Origin of the sequence: Dietzia papillomatosis NBRC 105045, assembly GCF_001570845.1 — a bacterium.
In the GTDB taxonomy this organism is placed as follows: Bacteria; Actinomycetota; Actinomycetes; order Mycobacteriales; family Mycobacteriaceae; genus Dietzia; species Dietzia cinnamea.
In genome coordinates this window covers 1-25514 of sequence record NZ_BCSL01000037.1, presented here as the reverse complement: position 1 = coordinate 25514, position 25514 = coordinate 1, and the positions used below count along the sequence as shown (strand labels likewise).

At 73.3% G+C, this 25514-nt stretch carries 21 protein-coding genes, 1 pseudogene and 1 riboswitch; of the genes and pseudogenes, 9 read left to right on the top strand and 13 right to left on the bottom strand.

Annotated elements, in window-relative coordinates:
* Window positions 1-145 precede the first annotated feature (145 nt).
* The 4 genes from DPA01S_RS12675 to DPA01S_RS12660 all read left to right on the top strand — a co-directional run bounded on the left by DPA01S_RS12675 (window position 146) and on the right by DPA01S_RS12660 (window position 6753).
* Window positions 146-1612 (top strand): nitrate/nitrite transporter, encoded by a 1467-nt coding sequence (locus DPA01S_RS12675; protein WP_083961817.1) that lies wholly within the window; start codon window positions 146-148, stop codon window positions 1610-1612.
* A 66-nt stretch (window positions 1613-1678) separates the two neighbouring features.
* On the top strand, window positions 1679-3922 hold the full coding sequence (locus DPA01S_RS12670; RefSeq protein WP_371412116.1) for a molybdopterin oxidoreductase family protein: 2244 nt from the start codon (window positions 1679-1681) through the stop codon (window positions 3920-3922).
* The gene (locus DPA01S_RS12665; protein ID WP_232303137.1) at window positions 3919-5508 is read left to right on the top strand and encodes an FAD-dependent oxidoreductase; all 1590 of its coding nucleotides are present in this window, start codon (window positions 3919-3921) and stop codon (window positions 5506-5508) included. Before DPA01S_RS12670 ends, DPA01S_RS12665 begins: the two co-directional genes overlap by 4 nt.
* Window positions 5509-5613: 105 nt before the next feature.
* Window positions 5614-6753: a uroporphyrinogen-III synthase gene (locus tag DPA01S_RS12660; protein ID WP_232303136.1), complete on the top strand. Its 1140-nt coding sequence runs from the start codon at window positions 5614-5616 to the stop codon at window positions 6751-6753.
* Window positions 6754-7145: 392 nt separating this feature from the next.
* On the opposite strand, the gene nirD is transcribed toward DPA01S_RS12660, so the two are convergent.
* From nirD to DPA01S_RS12635, 5 genes are all read right to left on the bottom strand, one after another.
* Window positions 7146-7565 carry a nitrite reductase small subunit NirD gene (nirD, locus tag DPA01S_RS12655; protein WP_084374765.1) on the bottom strand — a complete coding sequence of 140 codons (420 nt, stop codon included), beginning with the start codon at window positions 7563-7565 and terminating at the stop codon, window positions 7146-7148.
* Window positions 7566-7687: 122 nt separating this feature from the next.
* On the bottom strand, window positions 7688-10291 hold the full coding sequence (nirB, locus tag DPA01S_RS12650) for a nitrite reductase large subunit NirB (protein WP_061916730.1): 2604 nt from the start codon (window positions 10289-10291) through the stop codon (window positions 7688-7690).
* 169 nt (window positions 10292-10460) lie between these two features.
* Entirely contained in the window at window positions 10461-11147 is a 687-nt protein-coding gene (locus tag DPA01S_RS12645) for a DUF3239 domain-containing protein (RefSeq protein ID WP_061229320.1), read from the bottom strand.
* Window positions 11148-11273: 126 nt separating this feature from the next.
* Window positions 11274-12941, bottom strand: coding sequence for a DNA repair helicase XPB (locus DPA01S_RS12640; RefSeq protein WP_061229321.1), 1668 nt, complete (start codon window positions 12939-12941; stop codon window positions 11274-11276).
* 67 nt (window positions 12942-13008) lie between these two features.
* Window positions 13009-15408: a helicase-associated domain-containing protein gene (locus DPA01S_RS12635; RefSeq protein WP_061916726.1), complete on the bottom strand. Its 2400-nt coding sequence runs from the start codon at window positions 15406-15408 to the stop codon at window positions 13009-13011.
* 103 nt (window positions 15409-15511) lie between these two features.
* Here DPA01S_RS12635 and DPA01S_RS12630 point away from each other — a divergent pair, with 103 nt between their 5' ends.
* The gene (locus DPA01S_RS12630) at window positions 15512-15712 is read left to right on the top strand and encodes a hypothetical protein (RefSeq protein ID WP_007626822.1); all 201 of its coding nucleotides are present in this window, start codon (window positions 15512-15514) and stop codon (window positions 15710-15712) included.
* 110 nt (window positions 15713-15822) lie between these two features.
* Here DPA01S_RS12630 and DPA01S_RS12625 read toward each other — a convergent pair whose 3' ends face one another.
* Together DPA01S_RS12625 and DPA01S_RS12620 are read right to left on the bottom strand one after the other, a co-directional pair.
* Entirely contained in the window at window positions 15823-16452 is a 630-nt protein-coding gene (locus DPA01S_RS12625; protein ID WP_061916723.1) for a transglycosylase family protein, read from the bottom strand.
* An 11-nt stretch (window positions 16453-16463) separates the two neighbouring features.
* Window positions 16464-16623, bottom strand: a riboswitch (cyclic di-AMP (ydaO/yuaA leader).
* 181 nt (window positions 16624-16804) lie between these two features.
* Window positions 16805-17092, bottom strand: coding sequence for a hypothetical protein (locus tag DPA01S_RS12620; protein ID WP_007626818.1), 288 nt, complete (start codon window positions 17090-17092; stop codon window positions 16805-16807).
* Window positions 17093-17209: 117 nt separating this feature from the next.
* On the opposite strand from DPA01S_RS12620, the gene DPA01S_RS17475 reads away from it, so the two are divergent.
* The gene (locus DPA01S_RS17475; RefSeq protein WP_061229338.1) at window positions 17210-17611 is read left to right on the top strand and encodes a cold-shock protein; all 402 of its coding nucleotides are present in this window, start codon (window positions 17210-17212) and stop codon (window positions 17609-17611) included.
* 54 nt (window positions 17612-17665) lie between these two features.
* Here DPA01S_RS17475 and DPA01S_RS12610 read toward each other — a convergent pair whose 3' ends face one another.
* Genes DPA01S_RS12610 through DPA01S_RS12600 form a run of 3 tightly spaced genes read right to left on the bottom strand, consistent with a single transcriptional unit; the run spans window position 17666 to window position 20449 of the window.
* Window positions 17666-18175, bottom strand: coding sequence for a DUF2771 family protein (locus tag DPA01S_RS12610; RefSeq protein ID WP_061916720.1), 510 nt, complete (start codon window positions 18173-18175; stop codon window positions 17666-17668).
* The gene (locus DPA01S_RS12605) at window positions 18172-19563 is read right to left on the bottom strand and encodes an MFS transporter (protein ID WP_061229325.1); all 1392 of its coding nucleotides are present in this window, start codon (window positions 19561-19563) and stop codon (window positions 18172-18174) included. The genes DPA01S_RS12610 and DPA01S_RS12605 overlap by 4 nt, the downstream gene beginning before the upstream one ends.
* The gene (locus DPA01S_RS12600) at window positions 19556-20449 is read right to left on the bottom strand and encodes a glutaminyl-peptide cyclotransferase (RefSeq protein ID WP_061229339.1); all 894 of its coding nucleotides are present in this window, start codon (window positions 20447-20449) and stop codon (window positions 19556-19558) included. Before DPA01S_RS12600 ends, DPA01S_RS12605 begins: the two co-directional genes overlap by 8 nt.
* A 58-nt stretch (window positions 20450-20507) precedes the next feature.
* On the opposite strand from DPA01S_RS12600, the gene DPA01S_RS12595 reads away from it, so the two are divergent.
* Complete coding sequence (locus DPA01S_RS12595; protein ID WP_061916717.1) at window positions 20508-21473, top strand: DUF3027 domain-containing protein; 966 nt, start codon at window positions 20508-20510, stop codon at window positions 21471-21473.
* Window positions 21474-21480: 7 nt separating this feature from the next.
* On the opposite strand, the gene DPA01S_RS12590 is transcribed toward DPA01S_RS12595, so the two are convergent.
* Complete coding sequence (locus DPA01S_RS12590; protein WP_061916712.1) at window positions 21481-21750, bottom strand: DUF2530 domain-containing protein; 270 nt, start codon at window positions 21748-21750, stop codon at window positions 21481-21483.
* A 75-nt stretch (window positions 21751-21825) separates the two neighbouring features.
* Between DPA01S_RS12590 and DPA01S_RS12585 the strand changes: the two genes are divergently transcribed.
* Window positions 21826-23295, top strand: coding sequence for an NCS2 family permease (locus DPA01S_RS12585; protein ID WP_061916707.1), 1470 nt, complete (start codon window positions 21826-21828; stop codon window positions 23293-23295).
* Window positions 23296-23322: 27 nt separating this feature from the next.
* A complete protein-coding gene (locus DPA01S_RS12580) occupies window positions 23323-24159 on the top strand; it encodes a TrmH family RNA methyltransferase (RefSeq protein ID WP_061229329.1) in 837 nt (278 codons plus the stop codon).
* Between the two features lie 103 nt (window positions 24160-24262).
* On the opposite strand, the gene DPA01S_RS12575 is transcribed toward DPA01S_RS12580, so the two are convergent.
* Both DPA01S_RS12575 and DPA01S_RS17470 read right to left on the bottom strand, forming a co-directional pair.
* Window positions 24263-25195, bottom strand: coding sequence for a DUF6928 family protein (locus DPA01S_RS12575; RefSeq protein ID WP_061916704.1), 933 nt, complete (start codon window positions 25193-25195; stop codon window positions 24263-24265).
* A 9-nt stretch (window positions 25196-25204) separates the two neighbouring features.
* Window positions 25205-25514 (bottom strand): annotated as a pseudogene (locus tag DPA01S_RS17470) (hypothetical protein); the annotation flags it as partial.

Genomic DNA, 25514 nt, shown 5'->3' with positions numbered 1-25514 from the left:
GCGCCCTCACAGGTCGAACGCCTGCACGTGAGTACACCGTGACGGGACCGTCACCGCGAATAGCACAGGGGAAACAGCCCGTTCCTACGGTTGCCGTCACGGGGCTCCGAACGAGGGAGCCCACCGGCGGGGAGGGGCCACGCACATGACGCGCTCACGCACGATCGAGAACTGGGATCCGGAGGACCGGCACCAGTGGGAGTCCGGCGGTCGCCGCATCGCCGTGCGCAACCTGTACTGGTCGGTGTTCGCCGAGCACGTGGGGTTCTCGGTGTGGACCCTCTTCGCGGTGATGGTGCTGTTCATGCCGGAGGACGTCTATGGACTCGACGCCCCGGACAAGTTCCTCGTCTCCGCGGTCGTGACCCTCACCGGCGCGTTCCTGCGCATCCCCTACACGCTGGCCACGGCCACGTTCGGCGGTCGCAACTGGACGATGTTCTCCGCGTTCGTCCTGCTCATCCCGGCGGGCGCGATGCTATGGATCATGGCCAACCCGGGCCAGCCGCTGTGGCTGTACCTGGTGGTAGGCGCGCTCGCCGGCCTGGGCGGGGCCAACTTCGCCTCCTCCATGACCAACATCAACGCCTTCTTCCCGCAGCGGATGAAGGGCTGGGCCCTGGGCCTCAACGCGGGCGGCGGCAACCTCGGTGTGGCCACCATTCAGGTGGTGGGCCTGGTCGTGATCGCGCTGGCCGGTAACCGCTCGCCGCACTGGGTGATCGCGGTGTACCTGGTGCTGCTGGTGATCGCCGGCATCGGTGCGGCGCTGAAGATGGACAACCTCGCTCACCAGACCGTCGACGTGGCCAGCATGAAGGATGTGGTCCGCGACAAGGACGGCTGGGTGCTGTCCCTGCTCTACATCGGTACCTTCGGCTCGTTCATCGGCTTCAGCTTCGCCTTTGGCCAGATGCTCACCATGACCTTCACCGGCAACGGACAGTCGCCGGGTGAGGCCGCGCTCCACGCCGCGCAGATCACCTTCCTCGGCCCGCTGCTCGGTTCGCTGACCCGCATGCTCGGTGGCCGCCTGGCCGACCGGTTCGGCGGTGCGCGGGTGACGCTGGTGACGTTCCTCGGCATGGCCCTCACCACGGTGGCGCTTATCGTCACCTCGAGCATGCAGGCCTCGAACGGCGGCAGGCTCTCCGGCGGCGCGCTCGTCCTGTTCTTCGCCGCCTTCCTCACCCTGTTCGCGCTCACGGGGATGGGCAACGCGTCGGTCTACAAGATGATCCCCACCGTCTACGAGGCCCGCAGCAGGGGCCTGGACCTGCCGGAGGCGGCGCGGGCGGCGTGGTCGCGGGCCCACTCGGGGGCGTTGATCGGAGTGGCCGGCGCCGTCGGGGCCTTCGGCGGCTTCCTCATCAACATGACCCTGCGCAGCTCATACCAGTCATCGGGATCGGCGACGGCGGCGTTCGTGGTGTTCACCGTCTTCTACGTGGTGGCGGCCGTGATCACCCGGGCCGTGTACCTGCGCCGCCCGGCCGCCGCGCCCGCGCCGGTGGCCACCGGGACGTCGCCTGTCGGGGCGGCCGGGTCGTCGCGGGTTGGCACGGCCGGCGCCGCGCCGGGTGGGGCTGAGCCGGTGCCCGCCGCGCGCTGATCGCCGCGCCTGTGTCCCCGCCCCCGCCGGGGCGCGGCGAGTGGTCACAAGTGCCGGTCTGCGCGTGTGCCGACCTGGGACGACGTGGTCGGGTTCGACCACTCGCCGGCAGGCCGCGGGGGCGGGGCGACGAGAAACGACGAGGACGACGACGAGGAGAACACCATGACGAGCGTCGACACCGCCCGGGTGACGCCGGACCGGCCCCGGGTGCAGGATGCCGAGGGGCCCGGTCACACGCACTGCCCGTACTGCGCGCTGCAGTGCGCGATGAGCGTCACGCCCACCGCGGGCAGGGCCGCCGAGGTGACGCCCGAGTGGTTCCCCACCAACCGGGGCGGACTGTGCCGCAAAGGCTGGACCGCCGGCGAGCTCCTCGACCACCCGGACCGGCTCACCACGCCGCTCATCCGTCGCGACGGCCGCCTCGAGCCCTGCGACTGGGACACCGCACTGGACCGGGTCGTCGACGGCATCCGACGCGCGCAGGCCGCAGGCGGGCCGGACGGCGTAGCGGTTTTCGGTGGCGGCGGACTCACCAACGAGAAGGCCTACCAGTTGGGCAAGTTCACCAGACTCGCGCTGGGCAGCAGGCTCATCGACTACAACGGCCGCTGGTGCATGTCCTCGGCCGCCGCGGCCGCCAACCGCAGCTTCGGCCTCGACCGCGGCCTGCCGTTCCCCGTCACCGACCTCTCGGGCGCCCGGGCCGTCCTGCTCATCGGCGCCAACCCCGCCGACACCATGCCCCCGTTCCTCCAGCACCTCGACACCGCGGCCGCGGCGGGCGGGCTCATCGTGGCCGACCCCCGGCTCAGCGCGACCGCGCGGCACGCCCTCGACGGAGGCGGTGTGCACCTGCGCCTGCGCCCCGGCACGGACGCGGCCCTCGCGCTGGGGCTGCTGCACCTCGTCGTCGTCACCGGGGCCGCCGACACGCGGTATCTCGCCGCCCGCACCACCGGATTCGAGGACGCGTGGGCGCACGCCGCCGCATGGCTGCCGGAGCGCACCGAGCGCGTCACGGGGGTCTCCGTCGCCCTCCTCGAGCGGGCGGTGCGGCTCCTCGCCGACGCCCGCGACGCCGGAGCCGGCAGCTACATCCTCACCGCCCGGGGCGCCGAACAGCACGCCGACGGCACCTCCGTAGTGGGAGCGGTGATCGCGCTGGCACTCGCGTTGGGCCTGCCCGGTCGGCCCGGCACCGGCTACGGCACGCTCACCGGGCAGGGCAACGGGCAGGGCGGCCGGGAACACGGCCAGAAGGCCGACCAACTCCCCGGGTACAGGATGATCACCGACCCCGACGCCCGCGCCCATGTCGCCGCCGTGTGGGGCGTGGACCCTGAACAGATCCCCGGCCCCGGGGTGTCGGCGTTCGAACTGCTCGACTCGCTCGGACAACCCGGCGGACCCACCGCCATGCTCCTGCACGCCTCCAATCCGGTGGTCTCCGCGCCGGACGCCGACCGCGTCGCCGAGCGGCTACGCGCACTGGACACGCTGGTCGTGGCCGATTTCGTCCTGTCGGAGACCGCGGCGCTGGCGGACGTCGTCCTGCCCGTGTCGCAGTGGGCCGAGGAGGAGGGCACGCTCACCAATCTCGAGGGTCGCGTCCTGCGGCGCCGCCGGTCGATCACCCCGCCGGACGGCGCGCGCGACGAATTGTGGATCTGGCACGAGCTCGCCCGCCGCCTGGACCGCGGGCCCGAAAATTTCCCGACCGACCCACGCGTGGTGTTCGACGAACTCGCCCGCGCCTCGGCCGGCGGCAAGGCCGACTACTCGGCCATCGACTGGGACCGCCTCGACGCGGGGGAGGTGCTGCACTGGCCGTGCGGCTCCGACTCCCCGGACGGCACCCCGCGGCTGTTCCTGGACGGCTTCGCCACCGCCGACGGCCGGGCCCGCTTCGTGGTCGACGCCCCGCGGACGCCGGCAGAGCCGACCGACGCCGCGTTCCCGCTGCTCGCGACCACCGGGCGGCTGCTCGCGCACTACCAGTCCGGCGCCCAGACCCGCCGGGTGGGCGAGCTCGCCGCGGCCGAGCCGCGGATGTGGGTACAGGTCCACCCCGTCGTCGCCCGCGCGGTCGGGCTGGCCGACGGCGACGCCGCGCGCGTGGTCTCCCGGCGCGGCGCGGTCGAGGCCGAGGTCCGCTGCGACGAGGACATGCGCTCCGACACCCTCTTCCTGCCGTTCCACTTCGCCGGCAGCGGGCGGGCCAACCTGCTCACCCTGCCCGAGCTCGACCCGCACAGCCGGATGCCCGAGTTCAAGGTGTGCGCGGTGCGGCTGGAGGCGGCGTGAGCGCGGAGGTGGGGCCGGGACGCACGGTGCCGGGCACGCCGCCCGGTCCGACGGGGCCGCAGGTGCGGCGCCACGTGGTGATCGTCGGCGCGGGGATGGCCGCCGCGCGCCTCGCCGAGGAACTGCGCGCGGGCGAGCCCGACCCGACGCGCCTGTCGATCACCGTGCTCGGCGCCGAGGCGGAGGAGCCGTACAACCGCATCATGCTCTCCCACGCCGCCGCGGCGTCCGGGGCTGCCGGGGCGTCCGGGGCTGCCGCGGCGTCCGCGGCGTCCGGGGCTGCCGGGGCGTCCGGGGCTGCCGGTGGCGCGACCCCGGTCGCGCGGCTCAAGCCCGCCGGGTGGTGGGAACGCCACCACATCGCCCTGCACACCTCCACACATGTCACGGCGATCGACCGCGTCACGTGCGAGGTCGAGCTCGCGGGCGGTGCGAGGACCGGCTACGACCACCTCGTCCTGGCCACCGGCGCCGCGCCCCGCATCCCGCCCGTCGACGGCATCCGCTCATCGGACGGCGGTCTCGCGCCCGGTGTGTTCACTCTCCGGGACGCCGCGGGTCAGAGAAAGCTGACTGCCCATCTCGCCGCCCACCCGGGGCCCGTCGCGATCGTCGGTGCGGGCTTCATCGGCCTCGAGGTCGCCTGCGCACTGGCCGCGGCCGGGCACGACGTCGTCGTCGTCCACCCCCGCGCCTGGCCCATGAACGGCTGCCTCGACGCCGGCGCCGGCGCCGTCCTGGTCCGTGCCCTCGCCGCGCTCGGCGTGCGGACGGTGACCGGCGCGCGCGCCACGAGCTGGGACGGGTCGACGTTACGACTCGACGACGGCGAGGTGCACTGCCGCACCGTCGTCCTCACCGCCGGGTCCGCGCCCCGGACGGACCTCGCGCGCGACGCCGGCCTGGAGGTGGGCCACGGCGTGGTCGTCGACGACGAGCTCGCGACCAGCGATCCCGCCATCAGCGCAATCGGCGACTGCGCCCAGCACCGGGGTGTCGTCAGCGGCCTGGTGGCCCCGGCGTGGGACCAGGCCGTCGTGCTGGCCGCGCGGCTCGCCGGCACCGATCCGCACGCCCGGTACGTCGGCGGTACGCAGGTCACCAGACTCAAGGCGCACGGGCTCGACGTGGTCGCGCTGGGCGAGCTCGCGGAGGACGTGTACGGCTCGGCGGGCGGCGACGACGAGCCCACCGAGGTCACGACGCTGAGCGAACCCGCGCGCGGCCGCTACGCCCGCGTCGACGTGGTGGCCGGCCGCGTGGTGGGAGCCGCACTGATCGGCCACCCGGAACCGGTCGGCACTCTCACACAGTTGTACGAGAACGCCCTACCCGTGCCGGACGACGTCGTGTCGGTGATCCTGGGGCGCGCGGAGGCGGTGGCCGCGCAGACGCCGTCCACCATGCCCGCCGCCGCGGTGGTGTGCCGGTGCAACGGCGTCAGCAAGGGCGACCTCGTCGCGGCATGGACCGACGGCGCCCGTGACCGCGACGCGCTGGCCGAGAGCACCCGCGCCGGGACGGGCTGCGGCGGGTGTTCGGCCGCGGTCGAGGGGATCTGCGGATGGCTCGCGGCGGCCGGGTAGGGCGCGGCGGAGAACTCCCCGGATCAGAAGAGGAGAACTGGGATGAACCCAGCGACCGGCGGGCGGCGAAACACCCCGGCAACAGAGATCGGCCATGATGAGGGAGTGACCGATTCCGACGTGACCTCCGCCGGCCCCGATCTCCCGCTCCTCGGGCGTACGGTCGCCGTCACCGCCGCCCGGCGTGCCTCTGAGCAGCGCACCCTGCTCGAGCGTCGCGGCGCGACCGTCCTGCACGCGCCGGCCATGCACATGATTCCCATCGCCGAGGACACCGTGGTGCGTGAGGCCACCGAGCGACTGCTGGCCGCGCCCGCCGACCTCATGGTGCTCACCACCGCCGCCGGGGTGCGTTGGTGGTTGCAGGTGTGCGAGGAGTGGGGCCTGGCCGGGGAACTGCTCGAGCTGATGGCACGGATCCCGCTGTACTCGCGCGGTCCCAAGACGACCGGGGCGATCCGGGCCGCCGGCCTGCGTGAGCACGCCTCCGCCGTCAGCGAGGCCAGCCCGGAGCTGCTGGAGATGCTGCTCGAGCGGGGAGTCGCGGGTCTGACGATCGGCGTGCAGGTGCAGGGTGCGGGTTCCGGCTGGAACCCCATGGCCCCCCTGCTCGACGGCCTGCGGGACGCGGGCGCCGACGTGATCGAGGTGCCCGTCTACCGCTGGGAGCTACCCGAGGATCTCGCGGCGCTCGACGAGCTGGTCACGACAATCGCCCGTCACGGAGTCGACGGCGTGACGTTCACCGCGGCGCCGGCGGTCGTGGCCGTGCTCGCGCGGGCGGACGCGCTCGGGCTGTTCGACGACCTGCTCGACGCGCTGCGCGGCCCGGTCGCCGCCCTGTGCGTGGGCCAGGTGACCGCGGCCCCGCTGGCCGACCTGGACGTGCCGTTCACCTGCCCTGATCGAATGCGCCTGGGTTCGCTCATGCGGCACACCACCGACGAGCTCGCCGCCCGGACGGCGCCGATCGACGTGGCCGGGCACGAGCTGACCGTGTGCGCGGCGGCGGTGCTGGTCGACGGCCGACCGGTCGAGGTGACGCCGGCCCAGCTCGCGCTGGTGCGCGCGCTCGCGCGTCGGCCGGGGGCGTGCGTGAGCCGGGACGAGCTTCTCGCGGCTCTGCCCGGAGACGGCACGGACCCGCACGCGGTGGAGACCGCGATGGGTCGACTCCGCCGGGCGCTCGGTGTGCCGGACCTGGTGACGACCGTCGTCAAGCGCGGTTACCGACTCACCATCTGAGCGAACGCGGCGGGCGGGCCCGGGCAAGGCGGCGGCGCGCGGGCGGCCGGCAGCGGGGGTGGTTTGGCTCGGCGGGCGGCCTTCGGCGGGCGCGCGTGGGCGATCTCGCAGCGTGAGTCCCGCCAGGTGTGCTGGCTCTTCGGCTTGTGATGGCTGAATGGTCCATCCGGCCAGCGCACCCGGGCTGTGTTCGAGCATTCCGGCAGCGTAAGCCGAAGAGGCAGCGCGACCGGGAGGGGTCGCGCTGCCTCTGTGTCGGGTGCCGGGCGATCCCGCAGCGCATCCGCTGGGTTGCGGGCTTCCGGCGGGCGATCCCGCAGCGCATCCGCTGGGTTGCGGGCCTCCGGCGAGCAGGCGCGCAGCGGTGGCGCAGGCGTGCCCCCTGCCGGTGCCTACGCAGCGGTGGCGCGGGTGTGGCGAACCGCGGGCTCGGTCGCCACGTAGACCGTGCCGTCGCCGGCGACCCGGGCGGGGAACACCGAGATCCCGCGGGACGGGTCGTCGAGACCGCGACCGTCCTCGAGCGCGTACGCCTGCTTGCCGATGGGCGAGATCACGGCGGGGACGCCGCCGCGGTCGCCCACCAGCCCGCGGCTCATCACGGCCGCCCGGGCGACGGGATCGATGTTGCAGACGGCGTGCACCTCGCCGTCGTCGAGCGTGTACACCGCCACCTGCCGCCCGTCTGGCAGCAGGGCGGCGACCCCGCGCCCGACGATGAGGCGGTCGACAGGGCAGACGGCGACCTCGGCGGCGGCTGCCGCGGTGGAAGCGGCGCCGGTACGGGCGGAGCGGGACAGGGTGGCGGTCATGGTGAACTCCTCGGATTGAAGGCGGGGCAGGTGAAGCCGGGGCGGTTGTGAAGGGGCGGTTGTGGGAGGGCGGATATCGGGTCGACGATGGGGACTGGGCCCGGCGCGTCGGGCGCGCGAGCTCAGCTGCGGACGGGCATGGCGGGCGAGCCGAGCAGCACCGGCACCTTGCGGCCGTCGCGCTGCTCGAACTGCACGGTGGGGTCCGGCGCCTCGGGGGCGTTGACGAACGAGACGAACCGGGCGAGCTTGTCGGGATCGTCGAGCACGGCGGCCCACTCGTCCACGTAGCCGGCGACGTGCGCCTCCATGCGTTGCTCGAGCTCGGCGGCCAGGCCGAGCGAGTCGTCGCACACGACCTCCCGCAGGTGGTCGAGCCCGCCCTCGAGCGCCTCGAGCCACGGCGCCATGCGTTGCAACCGTTCGGCCGTCCGGACGTAGAACATCACGGTGCGGTCGATGTAGCGGATGAGCTGGTCGTCGGTGAGGTCGCCGGCCAGCAGCTGGGCGTGCCGCGGGGTCGCGCCGCCGTTGCCGCCCACGTAGAGGTTCCAGCCGTTCTCGGTGGCGATCACGCCGACGTCCTTGCCCCGGGCCTCCGCGCACTCGCGCGCACACCCGGAGACGGCCATCTTGATCTTGTGCGGCGCTCGCAGTCCGCGGTAGCGGGTCTCCAGCAGCACCGCCATCGCGACCGAGTCCTGCTGCCCGTACCGGCACCACGACGTGCCCACGCAGCTCTTGACCGTGCGCAGCGACTTGCCGTACGCGTGCCCGGACTCCATGCCCGCCTCCACCAGCCGCCGCCAGATGGCGGGGAGTTCCTCGACGCGCGCGCCGAACAGGTCGATGCGCTGGCCGCCGGTGACCTTGACGTACAGGTCGTGGTCGCGGGCGATCTCGCCGATCACGATGAGCTGCTCCGCCGTCACCTCGCCGCCGGGCATCCGCGGCACCACCGAGTAGGTGCCGTTCTTCTGGATGTTGGCCAGGAAGTGGTCGTTGGTGTCCTGCAGCGCCGCCTGCTCGCCGTCGAGGACGTGGTCCGAGCTGGTCGAGGCGAGGATCGACGCGACCGTCGGCTTGCAGATGTCGCAGCCCGTGCCGCGCCCGAAGCGCCCGATCAGACCGGAGAACGTGCGGATGCCGGTGACGGTGACGATCTCGAAAAGCTCCGAGCGGGACTGGTCGAAGTGCTCGCACAGCGCGGTGGACTGCTCGACGCCCTCGGCCTCGAGGACCTGACGCATGAGCGGAAGGCACGAGCCGCACGACGTGCCGGCCCGGGTGCACGCCTTGAGGGCGGGCACGTCGCACGCCCCCTCGCAGATCGCCTCGCGCAGATCGCCCTTGGTGACGGCGTTGCACGAGCAGATCTGCGCGTCGTCGGGAAGTGAGTCCACGCCGACGCCGGAGTCGGCCGCCGTACCCGGGGTGATGAGGGCCAGGGGAGTGGACGACGGCAAGGTGCGGCCCAGCAGCGGCTTGAGCAACTGGTAGGGGCCGGCGTCGCCGACGAACACGCCGCCCAGCAGGGTCAGGGCGTCGTCGCTGAGGACGAGTTTGCTGTAGGTGCGGGCGACCGGGTCGTCCACCACCACCTCGAGACAGTCGGGCGTACGACCGTGGGCGTCGCCGAAGCTGGCCACGTCGACCCCCATGAGCTTGAGCTTGGTGGCGAGGTCGGCCCCGGTGAACTCGGTGCCGGCGTCGCCGGTGATCTGGCCGGCCGCCACCTCGGCGGAGGTGTATCCGGGCCCGACCAGGCCGTAGCAGGTGCCCTCGATGGCCGCGCACTCGCCGATCGCGTAGACGTGCGGGTCCGAGGTGCGGCAGGCTCTGTCGGTCAGCACGCCGCCACGCTCGGCCACGGCGATTCCCGCCGCGCGGGCGAGTTCGTCGCGGGGCCGGACACCGACGGAGAACACGACGAGGGCCGCGTCGACGACATCCGTCTCGCCGTCGTCGGAGGTCAGGGCGACCCGGAGTCCGGCGTCACCGGACGCCGACCCGGCGCCACCCCCGGCGGCGTCCGCGGTGTCACCCCCCGCGTCGTCCGCGCCGCCGGCGGCACTCTCCTCGATGACCGTGTCGGTCACGCTGAGGTGCACGTCGATGCCGCGGTCGCGGATGAGGTCCCCCAGCAGGGCGCCGCCGCGGCCGTCGACCTGCACGGGCATGAGCCGGTCGTTGCGTTCCACGACGTGCGGGACCAGGCCGAGCAGGCTCAGCGCGTTGGCGGCCTCGATGCCCAGCAGCCCGCCGCCGATCACCACGCCGTGCGCGCCCGCCCCGGCCCGCTCGGCGGCCGCGCGGATCGCGTCGAGGTCGTCGAGCGTGCGGTATACATGGCAGCCGGGCAGGTCGTGGCCGGGGACGGGCGGGACGAACGCGCGCGAACCGGTCGCCAACACCAGCGTGTCGTAGTCGACGTACTCGCCCGAGTCGAGTTCCACGCGTCGGGCGCCGGTGTCGATCGCGGTGACGAGCCGGCCGGAACGCACGGTGACGCGGGGGTCGGCGGAGTGCCGCGCATCGTCGAGGTGCAGCGCGTCGCGCTCCCACGCGCCGACGTAGGCGGACAGTCCGACGCGGTCGTAGGCGGGATCGGCTTCCTCGCCGATCACCGTGACGGCCACGTCGGCGTCGGCGTAGCGCGTGCCGAGGGTGGAGACGAAGCGGTGGGATACCATCCCGTGCCCGACGACGACGATGTGCTCAGTCATTCCTGGACCTCCTTGGCGTGCCTGTGGGGGACAGCCTAGGAAGGCGGTGTTGCGGTGCTGTGGCGTCGGATCACGGTCCCGTGACGCTTACTTCACATCGGTCCGGGGGCCGGGTGAGGGACCGGTCCGCGGGCGTGTGGCGGCGGGATGCGGGCGCCGGAGCGGCGGCTCAGTCCAGGGGTAGCAGGCTCGTCGGCACGGCCTGGACCTCGGCCACGCGGTCGATGTTCTGGCGCAGCCGCTCCCACTCGCCCGAGGGGATCTCCTTCTCCAGCCGGCGCAGCGCAGCCTTGTCGGAGGTGGCCCATGCGACGGGCATCGGGGAGATGAACTGGTAGAGGTTGTCGCGGCCGCGGGCGCTCCGGTTGCCCACCACGGCGACGCAGGGCACGCGCTCGCCGACCTTCGACTCGTGGCCCGCGACAGGTCCGCAGTTGCGGGCCACGAGGGCGGGCAGCTTCCCGGCGGAGCGGTCGACGGCGCGGTCGACCAGCGCCAACAGGGTCACGCCGCGCGGGCGGACCTCGGCGATGACGGCCGGGACGAGCTCGGAGGTCGAGTAGGTGTGCTGCATCGACCCCATCTTGCGGGGGATATAGCCGATCATGGCGAGGCAGCCGATCGCGAACGCGCCGGCCACCACCGCGATGATCCAGCCCCACGCCGCGAACTCCGCGAAGACGAGCATGCCGATGCCGGCGGCGAGCACGATGACGCCGAGGATGCCCGCCGACCACTGCAGGCGGCGCACCTCGGCGAGGCTCTCGTTGTTCTTGCGGACCCAGGCATCGTCGACGGGGATGTCGGCGAGGCGGTACTGCTCGTGCGGGTTGCGGGGGGAGCGATCGGCGGCCATGGCGCCCAGTATCCCAGCACCCGCGGCGGCCTGGCCCGCGGGTGACCGCGGCGGCTTGGCCCGCGGGTGACCGCGGCGGAGCCGGGTCGCCCCCGGGACCGGGCCGGCATCGGGCCTCAACGCACCTCAGCCCACCTCGGGGATGGACGGGCCGAGCAGGTCGTCGGCGTCGACGATCCGGTACGCGTACCCCTGCTCGGCGAGGAACCGCTGGCGGTGCGCGGCGTACTCGGCGTCGAGGGTGTCGCGGGCGACGACCGAGTAGAAGTGCGCCTGCCCGCCGTCGTGCTTGGGCCGCAGCAGTCGACCGAGCCGCTGCGCCTCCTCCTGACGCGAGCCGAACGTGCCCGACACCTGCACCGCGACGCTGGCCTCGGGCAGGTCGATCGAGAAGTTGGCGACCTTGGACACCACGAGCGTGGAGATCTCACCGTTGCGGAACTGGTCGAACAGTTTCTCGCGCTCCTTGTTGGAGGTCGACCCCTGGATGACGGGCGCGTCGAGCTCGGCGCCGAGCTCCTCGAGCTGGTCGAGGTAGGCGCCGATCACCAGGGTGGGGGCGCCGGCATGGCGCGCGAGGATCTTCCTGACCACCGGGATCTTGGTGCGGGCGGTCGAGCACAGCTTGTACTTGTCCTCGGCCTCGGCGGTCGCGTACAGCATCCGCTCGTTCTCGGTGAGCGTCACGCGCACCTCGATGCAGTCGGCGGGCGCGATCCACCCCTGCGCCTCGATGTCCTTCCACGGGGCGTCGTAGCGCTTGGGCCCGATGAGGGAGAACACGTCGCCCTCGCGGCCGTCCTCGCGCACGAGCGTCGCGGTCAGGCCGAGGCGGCGGCGCGACTGCAGGTCGGCGGTCATGCGGAACACGGGCGCGGGCAGCAGGTGGACCTCGTCGTAGATCATCAGGCCCCAGTCGCGGGAGTCGAACAGCTCCAGCGCCCGGTGCACGCCCTTGGTCTTGCGCGTGACCACCTGGTATGTGGCGATGGTGACTGGCCGGATCTCCTTGCGCTCACCGGAGTACTCGCCGATCTCGTCCTCGGTGAGGGTGGTGCGGGCCAGCAGTTCCCGCTTCCACTGGCGCCCGGCGACGGTGTTGGTCACCAGGATGAGCGTGGTGGCCTTGGCCTTGGCCATCGCGGCCGCGCCGACCATCGTCTTGCCGGCGCCGCAGGGCAGCACGACCACGCCGGAGCCGCCCGCCCAGAACGAGTCGGCGGCCATCTGCTGGTAGTCGCGCAGCTCCCACTGCTCCTCCTCGGTGGACAGCGCGATCTCGTGGGCCTCGCCGTCCACGTAGCCGGCGAGGTCCTCGGCGGGCCAGCCCACCTTGAGCAGCTCCTGCTTGAGCCGACCGCGCTCGGAGGGGTGCACGATCACCGTGTCCGCGTCGATGTCGGCGCCGAGCATGGGGGCGATCTTCTTGTGCCGCTTGACCTCGGCGAGCACGGCGGAGTCGAGGGAGACGAGCGTCAGGCCGTGCACCGGGCTCTTGACCAGCTGCAGCCGGCCGTAGCGCGCCATGGTCTCCGCGATGTCCACGAGCAGCGGTTGCGGCACGGGGAAGCGCGAGTAGGAGACCAGGACGTCGACCACCTGCTCGGCGTCGTGCCCGGCGGCCCGGGCGTTCCACAGGGCCAGCGGCGTGATCCGGTAGGTGTGGACGTGCTCGGGCGCGCGCTCGAGCTCGGCGAAGGGGGCCAGCGCCTGTCGGGCGTCGGCGGCCTGCTCGTGGTCGATCTCCAGCAGCACTGTCTTGTCCGACTGGACGATCAGCGGTCCACCGCTCACTTCGGGCCTCCTCGGGTCTCTCGCCGGGCCCGCGTAGGCCCGACCCTCCATTGTCCAGAAATCCGCGTCAGCGCGTGGGTTCGACGTCGGAGACGGAGATCACCCGGTGCAGCGGCAGGACGACGGGCTCGGCCGAGTCCGGCTCGATGCCCTCGATCCTGCCGCCGCCGACGGAGGCGGGGACGACCAGCCGGGCGGAGGAGCGGCCCGCGGCGTCGACCACGGAGACGGTGACGGCGGTGCCGGTGCCCGCGGCCTCATGCAGTCGGGCGATGGCGGCCTCGCCCGTGTACGCGCCCGAGGAGGCACCGCGCGCCGAGCGCACGCGGTCTGCGGAGCGCATCGCCGCGACCGCCGCCCGCAGTTCGGAGGTCGTGGGCGCGCGGGTCGGGACGCGGGGCGCCCGGGTGGTGCGGGACTCGCGGACGCGGGCGGCCGGCCGGGAAAGCGCGACGACCGCGCCGGACGTGTCCTCGACGACGGGAGCGAACCCGTGAGCGCGCAGCGCCTCGACCAGGTCGAGCGGTCGGGCCTGGGAGACCAGGACGGTGGGCGCCACCGAGCGCAGCGCGGCGCTCTCCGCCACCGGCGAGCCGAGGACCTGCGCGACGAGGGACGGATCGTCGCAGCGGATGAACGACAGGGCGGTGCCCACCCGCAGGCGCCCGTGGCGGCGGGCGACGTCCTCGATCAGGTAGTCCAGCGACTGCGGGACAGGGGTGACGGACGTGCGGGCGAGCATCTCGCGGGTGCCTGCGGCCGTGCGTCCTGCGTCGAGCGCGCGGCGCAGGGACGTCTCGGTGACGCGGTAGGTGGTGGCGGCGCCGGCGGACTCGACGTCGGCGAGGAGGGCGAACTCCGCCGCCAGCTCCGGGGTGAGGGGGCCGGGGGCGAGGATCGTCAGGTCAGCCTGGACGATGACCTCCGACACCGGGTCGGGCAACGCGGCGGTGAGGATCGGTTCGAGGTCCTCGACGACCGCGCCGCCGGAACCGCCGGAGACACCCGCGCCGGAGCCCCCCGCGCCGGAGCCCCCCGCGCCGTGGGACGCGCCGTGGGTGGCGTCGACCAGGTGGCGGGCGGCCGAGGTCGCCACGGTCCCGACGACGAGTCCCATCCGTCGTGCCTCGGCCACGGTCTCCGAGACGGGCCGCGTACCCGCGCGTGAGAACCACACCGGCGCCGACCAGCGCACCACCTCGGGCAGCAGGGCGTCGGCGGGTTCGGCCGCGGGGTCCAGGGCGGCCAGCGCCTTCAGGACGCGACCGCGTTCCGTCGGTCCGGGCGGGCCGACGGGCTCGCCCAGTGCGGGCAGGGTCCCGCCGCCCTCGAGCTCGGAGCCGACGCGCCACGGGGTGCGCGGCATCGACCACCACGCCACGACCAGCTCGGCCCAGCGGCGGGCGGGCTCGCGCGCCGACCACACGTCCGCGGCCTCGGTGGGCGCCCACACCGAGTCGTAGTCGACGTCCCCGACCTCGGCGTCGCCGACCGCGATGAGGCCGGCGGCCGCGAGGACCTCGAGCAACAGGGGCAGCTCGGACTCCTCGAGCGCGGCCGCCCGCGCCACCCGGCGCAACTCGCGGACCCCCACGCCGCCGGCCTTGAGGGTGGCCGCCGGGGCGGTCGAGAGCGCCGCCAGCACCGAGTCGCAGCGGTGGAGCAGGTCGAGGGCCGCCACGCCGCCGGAGGCGTCCACCTCGCGGGCCCGCCCGGCACCCGCCCCGACGCGGGGCGTCGCCCAGGCCGGGGGGTGGAGCAGGGACGAGCCGTCCGCGCGGGCCCCGTGGCGAGCCCGGTCGAGGGCGTGGGCGCGGGGCACCACCCGCTCGGCGTCGTCGTCGCCGGTGAGCTCCGCCAACCCCGCCTGGGCGAGTTCGACCGCGGCCGCGCGCACGGACTCCGACGCCCCGGCCCCGAGCGCACCGGCCGGGATGCGCCCGCGGGCGATGGCCTCGAGGACCCCCGCCGCAGCCGAGGACAGGCCGCCCCACGCCGCCTCGAGATCGGCCCCGGCGGGCTCGCCCGGATGAGGGGCCACCACGGGAGCCGACCGGATCGCCACCGCCGTGACGGGCACCATCCGCGCCGAGTCCTCCTCGCCCCAGATCAACGCGAGTTCGCGGAGACGGGCCACGGCGGCGTGGAAGACGGGCTCGTCGTCGTCGACACCCAGTCTCCCCGACACCGCGCCGAGCGGTACGGCCCCGGAATCGGCACCGACCGCGGCGGCTGCGGCCGCCACGAGCAGCTCCGGCCACGACAACGTCCCCACCGCCCGCGCGGTGGACGCCGGCAGGCGCAGGCGCGAGGCCAACACGTCCAGCGAGGCGGGCGGGGGAGTGGCCACGTCCGGGCGCAGCTCGCACACGCGCACGAGGGCGTCGTCGGACAACCCGGCGAGCCAGGCGGGGAAGTCCGGCGCGTCGGCGGTGGCGCCGCGGGAGGTGGCTCGGGAGCTCGGCATGATCCGTCCCAGCCTAGTGAGACCGCGGCGGCCGTGAGAACCGGTCCGCGTGGGAATCGACCCACCTGCTGCCGAATCGGGTCGGAGGTGAGAGACTACAGGGGTGGCTGCCAAGAAGAATCTGACCTATGACAACCCGGGTTGGCCCGACGCCTCGTACGGCGAGCACCCGGTCACCGAGCTCGCCGCGCTGGTCGCGGGAGGCCTGTCGCCGTTCGGGCAGGAGACCTTCCCGCTCCCGCAGGAGCGACTCGGTTACATCCACCCGTACACCAAGATCAACGGCGCGCCCTGGGTCGCCTGAGATCCGACCTCCGGCGCGGCGCCGGGGAACGCGAGAAGGGCCGCCACTCCCTGTAGGGGGTGGCGGCCCTTCCTCGTGGCCCGGGTACCGCTCGGCGGGTGTCGCCGGTGTCAGTTGGCCAGGTAGGTGGCGACGAAGCCGTCCACCAGGTCCTGGTTGCCGGCGTAGGCGGCGTCGACGGCGGCCTTGTTGGCCTCGTAACCCTCGGTGATCGGGAGGAAGACACCGCGGCTCTCGGCGAACGCCTTGAGAGTGGCCACGTGATCGGCGGCGCTGACCTCGGCCGGGGCGGCCGTATCAGCGTGCGGGCGCGGGGCCGGAGCCGGCTTCGGGGCCGACAGGTCACGCGGGGTGGGCGCCGAGTTGAGGCCCAGTTTGGCCGAGCAGGCGGGCCATGCGCCCCAGCCCTGGCCGGCGAGGGTCTTCTCGGCGATCGCGATCTGCTGCTCGCGCGTGGCCTGGTTGGCCGTCGGCGCGTACTGCGTGCCGCCGTAGGCGGCCCAGGTGCTCGGCGAGAACTGCAGGCCGCCCTGGTAGCCGTTGCCGGTGTTGATGGCCCAGTTGCCGCCGGACTCACACTGGGCCAGACGGTCCCAGTCGGAGTCGGGCGCGGCGTTGGCGGCCGGCGCGAGGGCCAGGCCCGCGGCGGAGAAGGCGGTGCCGGCGAGCACGACCTTGACGGCGGTCTTGGGCGCGGAGGAGGGGGTGGCGGCGCGGTGGCGTCCGGTGTACGAGGTCATGTACGCGTCAGTCCTTTTCACTCTGTGCCTACGAGGTGAGCTGTCGGGTTCGGAAACGAGTGCGTCCGGCCGCCGGCGGCGGCTTCACCCCAAGGCGACCTGCGGTCGCCGGGCCCGTCGTGGGCCCTGTCGGGTCCCCCGTCCCCGCCCGGGTAATGGTCACAGTGGCGTCGGCCGCAGGGCGGGGTTCGGTGGGTGCGGCCGATGCCGACTCGCTGACGAGTCTGCTACGAAACAGTAGCGGTTCGATGCCGGATCGTCACCATTCTGAAATAAAAAGAGCTCGCCCGGGCGGAGATAGCGCGCTGTTATCCGCTCGTTACCTGGGTCGTTACCGGGCGGGTGGGGTTGGTCACACCCTGGGCGGGCGCGAGCCGAGAATGGCGTACGCGAGGCCCAGCAGGAAGCCCACCGGAGTGAAGAACATCGCGCCGAGGTACAGGATCGTCGGCGCGTCGCGGTCGAGCACGAACGGCGTCAGCGCGGCGACGATCGTGAAGACGACCCCGATCGCGAAGATGATCAGCGCGGCCACGAACAGCCCGCGGCGACGTGGCCGCGCGGGCGCGTGCGCGTCACCGGAGGCGGACGCGTCGGGTGTCCAGGGGTCGTCGGCCGGGCGTCGATCGTCGGAGGTCACACAGGGGAGGGTACCGCTCGCCTCGCGGCCGTCACCAACGCGCACGAGGGTAGTCTCTGATCGTCAGTGGAGTTGTCGGTCGCGCCCGTGCGCGCCCGGGACGGAAGGTGGTTCGCGGTGCCCAGCGGCAAGGTCAAGTGGTACGACGCGGAGAAGGGGTTCGGCTTCCTGTCCCAGGAGGGCGGCGAGGACGTCTACGTACGCGCGGACGCGCTCCCCGCCGGCGTGGAGACCCTGCGCCCCCGTCAGCGTGTGGAGTTCGACATGGTCTCCGGCCGCCGCGGTCCGCAGGCGCTGCGCGTGGTGGTCCACGACGAGCCGACCGTCGCCGAGGAGCGCGCCCCGCGCGGCGGGCCCAGGCGCTCGCCCGATGAGCTGCACGGGATGGTCGAGGACATGATCAAGGTGCTCGAGTCGACCGTCCAGCCGGAGTTGCGGCGCGGTCACCGACCGGACCACAAGATCTCGAGCCGGGTTGCCTCGGTCCTGCGCGCGGTAGCGCGCGAGCTGGACGCCTGATCCCGTCACGGCGCAGGGCCGGGGCGAGGGCCCGGCTCCAGTGCGTTCGGTGGGTCAGTCCTCGTAGGTGAAGCCGACCGACCACTCGCCGTTGAGGATCGACTCCGAGCCGTCCGCCGCGTAGACGATCGCCACTGCCCGGATGGCCAGGCCCTCGATCCGGCCCTCCTCCGGGGTGGTCACGGGCACGAGGAGCTGGCCGGGTCCGTCCGCCTCGACCGTGTAGTCGCGCACCCCGTCGGCGCGGACCTCGTAGACGTCCATCGTCGCGGACCGCAGCTCGCCGGGTAGCCGGACCGTCAACGTGTGCTCGTCCTGCACGTGGAATTCGCCGACCGGGTTGGTGTACGTGTTGCCGTCCAGGTCGGTCGCGGTGAACGGCAGGACCCTCTCCTCCCCGCGGTCGGTGGCGACGGTGATCTCGGGCAGCGCCCCGTAGCGGGACTCCGACCCCTGCCACGCGCCGACGATCGCCGCGATCATGATGATCATCCACGCCAGGATCGCCCAGGTGACGGGGCGGACGCGGGGGCCGGTCGACGGGGTATCGCTGAGGGAACTCACCCCTTCATTCTGCCGAGCAGGTGGCCGTCGAGCGCACCCGGGTCACGTCGCCCACCCGGGAACCGCGGCCGGTTGCCGCCCAATCCGGGTACGAGGGTGGAGCCGCGGGCGGTGAGTAGTGACTGCGCGAACAGCAGGGCGCCGACCGAGGCGATCACCGAGAACCCGATCGTGAAGTCCGGGGGCAACAGCACGCCCAACGCCCCGCCCGCGACCCACGCCAGCTGCAACGCGGTCTCGGACCGGCCGAACGCCGACGAGCGGGCGGCGTCGGGGATGTCGGTCTGGATGGACGCGTCCAGCGCCACCTTGCCCAGTGCGCTGCACACCGCGGCCACCAGCGCCAGGACGGCCGCGCCCAAGAGCGTGCCCAGGAATGCCGCGACGACGGCCGTGGCCAGCGCGGCACCTGCCGCCGTGCTCGTGATCCGGCCCGGGCGCCCCAGCGGCAGGCGGGCGCCGACCGCGTTGCCGGCGAAAGTGCCCAGCCCGCCGGCCGCGCCGGCGATCGCGAGCAGGCCCGCCTGTTCGAGGGCGGACGCGTCCTCCTGCGCCTTGGCGACGAACGCCAGATAGAGGGTGAGGAACCCCGTCATGAACCGCACCAGCGCGACCGCCCAGAGATTCGCCAGGACGTTCCTGCCGAGCGGCCGGGTGAGCACGGCGCGCAGCCCACTTCTCACCGACCCTCCGTGTCCCGACCACAGGGAGGCGGATTCGTCGTCCTCCGACGCCTCGGCGTGCGCGGGGATCGTCATGGACACGTAGGCGGCCACCAGGGCGACAGCGGCGAGCAGCCACAGCGCGGTGGAGGAGTCCCAGATCCACGCCACGGCGCCGGCGGCGGCCCCGGCTACCACGCTGCCGCCGACATGCCCCAGCACCGTCAGGCGGGAGTTGGTCCGGACAAGGTCCAGCGCCGGCGGCAACACGTGCGGGGTGATGGAGGCCTTGACCACGCCGAACGTCTTGGACAGCACGAGCATGCCCAGGGCGAGCGGGTAGAGCAGCCACGTGTCGAAGTTCAGGCCGAGGACCACCGCGAGCACCGCGCGCAGGGTGAACGTCAGCGAGACGGTGAGCCGACGGCCACTGCGCAGGCGGTCGAGGGCCGGGCCGATGACAGGCGCGATCAGCGCGAACGGGGCGACCGTCACCAAGAGGTACAACGCGACGTTGCCGCGCGACTCCGCGGTCGCCGCCGAGAAGAACAGGGTGTTGGCGAGGGCGACCGCGAGGATGGCGTCACACGCGAAGTTCGCCACGGTGACGTAGCTCAGCGGTGCCAGCCCCGAGCGGGCCGCGCCGTCGGCGTGGAAGACCCGGCGCATCCCCCGCCCGGCGGAGGCGGCGGCCCGCCTGGCTGCTCCCCGGGGGCGCTCACCCAACGAGTCGCACCTCGTACATCTGCGGCCACAGCTTGCCGGTGACCAGGAGGTTCTCCGAGCCCGGCAACGACGCGATCCCGTTGAGCACGGCGTCCGGGTCAGCGGGCCGGGGCCGGCCGAGCTGCGCGGCGTCGTAGATAGCCGTGACCTCGCCGGTGCCGGGATCGATCCGGACGATCTCGTCGGTCATCCACACGTTCGCCAGGACGGCGCCGTCCACACACTCCAACTCGTTGAGCTGTCGCACCGGCGTGCCGCCCGAGGTGACGGCGACGGTGCCGGTCGGTTCGAACGTGGCCGGGTCCCGGAAGGTCAAGGTGTCCGAGCCGTCGGTCATCACCAGACCGGAGCCGTCGAAGCACAAGCCCCAGCCCTCGCCCTGGTACTGGGCCTCCGACCGGATCTCGAGGGTCTGCGGGTCACGGTTGTGGGCGACCCCCTTCCTCCACGTCAGCGTCCACAGCGTGTCGGGGGTGACGGCCAGGCCCTCGCCGAACTCGTCATCCGCCATCTCCACGGTCACCGCGTCCCCACCCTCGAGCGGCCGACGCTGCACCACCGAGTCGCCGTACCGGCCCGTCGACTCGTAGACCTCGTCGCCGACCACCTGCAGGCCCTGGGTGAATAGGGCGGGATCGTGCTCCAGCGTGCGCATGACCTCGACCGAACCGCGGACCGGCTGCGGCTCCGACGGGCCGACCGGGACGCGCGGGGCGGTGGACCCGGTGGACGACGAACCGGCGGGCGCGCTGGAGGACGCCAGCGAGGTCCCGGCCGCGGTGGTGGGGCTCGGTTCGCTCCCGTCCCCGGTCGAGCACGCCGTCAGCGCGGCGATCAGGCTCAGGGACACGACGAGGGGGCCGACCGGGCGGCGGACACTGCTCATGCCCCCAAGGATGCCGCACGACGGGCCGGACCGCGCCCTCCCCGCGATGATGCGCATAATGGGGGACGTGAACACCGAGGTAGGCACGGATCAGGGGGCGACCGTCGCGGGCACCGATGAAGAACCGGGCTTCGACGCTGAGCTGCGTGAGCGGCTGGCCTCGGCCGTGGACGTGGCGCGGGCGGCGACCGAGGAGTTCGCCATCACCGGCGTGGGCGAGCACCTCGGGACCACCGTCGAGGCCGCGTACACCACCACGCACCGTTTCGCCTCCGAATTGCCCGGGTACCGCGGGTGGTACTGGGCCTGCGTGCTCGCCCTCGTCCCGGGCGGTGAGGTGACGGTCGACGAGATCGCGCTGCTGCCAGGGGACGACGCGCTGGTCGCGCCCGAGTGGGTGCCGTGGGAGAAGCGGATCCGGCCCGGGGACCTCGGCGCGGGCGATCTGTTGCCACCCGCGGAGGACGACGAGCGGCTCGTCCCCGGGTACGTCTCCAGTGGAGACGAGGCGCTCGACGAGGCCGCCGGTCCCATCGGGCTCGGACGTCCCCGTCATCTCAGCCGGCAGGGCCGGTCGGCCGCCGCCGAACGTTGGACCGCCGAGCGGGGGCCCGACACCGAGATCGCCCGCAGCGCCAAACACCACTGCGGCACGTGTGGGTTCCTGGTCCCCCTCGCCGGCTCGCTCGGCACGATGTTCGGGATCTGCGCCAACGAGTACTCCGCGGACGGTCAGACCGTGCACCTCGAGTACGGCTGTGGTGCGCACAGCGAGATCGAGGTGCCCAGGGACACGACCCCGCCGGTCCCCGAGGCCTACGACGATGCCGCCGTCGACGTGGTGGTGCTGCCGCAACAGCTCGCCGCCTCGGCCCGCGCCCGGTCGGCGGGGGCCGACGCGGCCCCCGACACGGCCGCCGACGCCGGAGCGGAGCCGACAGCGGGTCAGACCACGGGCGAGGAGGCCGGGGCCGGGGAGACCGCGTCAGGAGCCGATGGGTCGGCGCACGCGGACGAGGCCTGAGCGCCCCTCAGTCGCGGTCGAAGTCCAGACCCTGCTGGGCGCCCGCGCTGCCCCGCAGGACCGCGCGGCGCTGCAGCGCATAGACGATCGAGCCGACAGCTCCGACACCGATCCCCACCGCGCACAACACCACGGTGCGCATGTCGACGTCCGTCATGAGCACGTGGGCCAACAGGGCCAGCGTCCACGCCAGCGTCCCGAGGATCACCATCGGACGCGGGTCCAACAAGTAGGTCGGGATCGGCGGTACCTGCGTGTCCGTCGCCTCATCCGTCATGCCCGCGACGCTACCGCAGGTGCGTGGCCGGTTACTCTATGACGGTTCCCCACTCAAAGCCAGGAAGGTCGCCAGATGTCGCAGAGCACCGGGGCCGCGTCGCAGCCCCCCGCCGAGATCGGGGCGGTCGACCGCTACTTCAAGATCAGCGAGCGGGGCTCCACCGTCGCGCGTGAGGTCCGCGGCGGGCTCGTCAGCTTCTTCGCGATGGCCTACATCATCATTCTCAACCCGCTGATCCTCGGCTCGGGTGTGGACGTCGAGGGCAACCAACTCTCGATCGTCGAGATCGCCGCCGTCACCGCCTTCACGGCCGGCGTGATGACAATCGCGTTCGGCACCATCGCGCGGTACCCGTTCGCGTTCGCGACCGGTCTGGGCATCAACTCGCTCGTCGCGGTGACGATCGCCCAGCAGGTGACCTGGGCCGAGGCCATGGGCCTCATCGTCATCGAGGGCGTCATCATCGTGATCCTCGCGATCACCGGGTTCCGCACCGCCGTGTTCAACGCGGTCCCCGCCGATCTCAAGGCCGCGATCGCGGTCGGTATCGGCCTGTTCATCGCCATGGTCGGCGTGGTCGACTCCGGGTTCGTGCGCCGCCTGCCGGACGCCGCCAACACCACCGTCCCGGTCGGCCTCGGTATCGGCGGCTCGATCGCATCCTGGCCGACCTTCGTCTTCGTCGTCGGCCTCCTCCTCTGCGGCGTGCTCGTCGCCCGGAGGATCCGCGGCGGTCTGTTCATCGGCATCGTCGTCACCGCTGTGTTCGCGGTCATCGTCGAGGGCTTCGCGAACGCCGGCCCGTCCGTCGTGAACGGCGAGCCCAACCCCACCGGGTGGAGTCTCGCGGTGCCGGTCATCCCGGACTCCCTGGGCGGCATCCCCAACCTGTCGCTCATCGGCAACGTCGACCTCATCGGCGCGTTCACCCGCATCGGCCCGCTGGCCGCCGGACTGTTCGTCTTCACCCTGCTGCTCGCCAACTTCTTCGACGCCATGGGCACGTTCACCGGCCTGGGCAAGGAGGCCGAGCTGATGGACGACAAGGGAAACCTGCCCAACATGAAGGCCGCGCTGGTCGTCGAGGGATTCGGTGCCGTCGCCGGCGGTCTGACCTCGTCGTCGTCGAACACGGTGTTCCTCGAGTCCGCCTCCGGCATCGCGGAGGGCGCCCGGACGGGCCTGGCCAACATCGTCACGGGCGGGTTGTTCCTGCTGGCGATGTTCTTCACCCCGCTGTACGAGGTCGTCCCGGTCGAGGCCGCCGCGCCCGCGCTGGTGATCGTGGGTGCGCTGATGATCGCCCAGATCAAGCAGATCGACCTCAGCGACTTCTCCATCGCCCTGCCCGCGTTCCTCACGATCGTGGCGATGCCGTTCACCTACTCGATCGCCAACGGTATCGGCATCGGCTTCATCGCGTGGGTCGTCATGGCGACCGCGACCGGCAAGGCCCGCACCGTGCACCCGATCCTGTGGATCGTCGCGGCCGCGTTCGTCCTCTACTTCGCCATCGGCCCCATCACCGACGCGCTGGCCTGACCGGCCGGCGGGAGGAGCGACCGTACCGTGCACGTCGTCGACGTCTCCGATCCCGCCGACCCCCGGTTGGACGACCTCCGCGACCTCAACAACTCCGACCGCCGGCCCGACCTGCCCGGCGGTCGGGGACTGGTGATCGCCGAGGGCACCTACGTGGTGGGCCGCATGCTGCTGTCCCGATTCCGGCCCCACGTCCTGCTCGGCACGGACTCGCGCCTGCAGCAGCTGCGACGCGAGGCCACCGCCGAGGGGTGGGACGCCGACGAGCGGGCCGGCGACGCGGTCTACCTGCGCACCACGAAGGACGTCCTCAGCGAGGTGATCGGCTTCCGCTCGAGCCGTGACATCCTCGCCGCCGCCGACCGGCCCGAGCCGCTGGCGGTGGACGAGGTCGTCGACGGGGCCCGCACCCTCGTCGTGCTCGAGGGCGTCAACGACCCGGAGAACCTCGGCGCGATCTTCCGTAACTGCGCGGCGCTCGGCGTGGACGGGGTCCTGTTCGGCGCCGCCACCGGGGACCCGCTGTACCGGCGCGTCGTGCGCGTGTCGATGGGGCACGTGCTGCGGCTGCCGTTCGCGCACCTGCCCGGCACGCCGACCACGTGGCAGCGGAGCCTCGACGACCTCCGCGAGCGCGGTTTCCGCACCGTCGCACTGACCCCGGCCGCCGAGGCACCCCTCTCCCGCGCCGTCGACGCCGAGAAGGTCGCGTTCGTGCTGGGTGCCGAGGGACCGGGCCTGACCGAGCACGCCATGCGCGCCTGCGACGTGCGCGCCGCCATCCCCATGACCGACGGCACGGACTCGCTCAACGTGGCCACCGCCGCCGCGGTCGCGTTCTACGAGCGGGCCCGGCGCGACTGATCCGGCAGCGCGACCGCCGCCGGCGACGCTGCCTCTCCGACCTCCGATGCCGGCCACGGGAGGGCCGCGCCGGCTGCGGGGCTCCAACGACCGGGGAGTGGGTTCACCGCGAGCGGCGGCGCGCGCGTCGGGACACCTCGTCAGCGCCCCGACGGACCGCGTCCCCGACCAGCCCGGCGAGCCCGCGGATCCGCTCGACGCCCGCGGCACGCCGCGGGCCCGCGCCGGAGGGCAGGCGTTCGTAGTCGTCGTCCTCGTACGGGGACGACGCACCCGCCGCGCGATCGCCGTCGGTGCCTGTCCCGTCGTCGCCGCCGTCCGCGGCCGCGCGCGACGAGATGCGACGCGAGGCGGCGTGGAGCTCCGCGCGCCCCGGCATCCCCACCACGTGCAGCGCGGGACCAGCCGGTGGGGTGTGCTGCCGGACCTCGCGGCGGCCGTCGGTGGCGAAACCGTGGACCGGCACGTCCAGGCCGCCCGGCTCGAGGTCGAAGCCGAGCCAGTCCCGGTGCGCGGCATGGAGGAGTGACGACGGCGAGAACGGCAACGCCAGGGGATTGTCGGCCGCCCCGTCGGGCGGGAACTCGCCGGCCCAGTACGGGCGCTCGAACGGCAACGGCATCCCCTCGTCCTCGACGATCCGATCGTCCGCCCCGGCGAACGCCCGGATCAGGCGCCCGGACTCCCAGCGGGCGAACCCGCTGACCCCGTCCTCGGGATCCTGCGCGAACAACAGGACGACCGGTGCCTCGACCAGCCGGAGCCACGCGTCCGCCGCGGCCGACGGCACGACCGGGCCCTCGACGGGGGTCTGCACCACCGTCAGGCCGGGGTAGGAACCCACGTAGATCTCACCCTGGCCGGCCGACGCCGACCGGTTGAGCGGGAACGCGCCCAGCGACGCAACGGTCACGGTGGGGAACAGCCGGGACAGCAGGCGGCGGGCGAAGCCGGGGTCCGACGGATGCCCCGCCCGGATGGGGGCGGCGGGATCGTCGGTCGCCAGGTACCAGAAGGTCGCGACGTGGTGGCCCATGTCCGTGACTCAGTCGTCCTTACCGCGGACCCCGAGGAGGACGTCCTCCCACGACGGCATCGTGGGATGACGGCGTGAGGGGCGTCGTTCGGGTTCGGTCGGCGTCGGCTGGAGGAAGTCCTCGTCGTCGTCGCCACCACCCGCGCCACCACCGCCACCGGCCGCGGCACCGGCACCACGGCCGGCCGGCGCGGCGGACGGGGGCGCGTCAGGGGCCGACGGCGGCTCGGCGGCGGGGCGCGTCGGGTCGGCCGAAGGCGTCGGGCCGGCGGGGGGCGTCACCGACGCGGGCGGCGGCACCGCCCGGATCGGCGGGGGG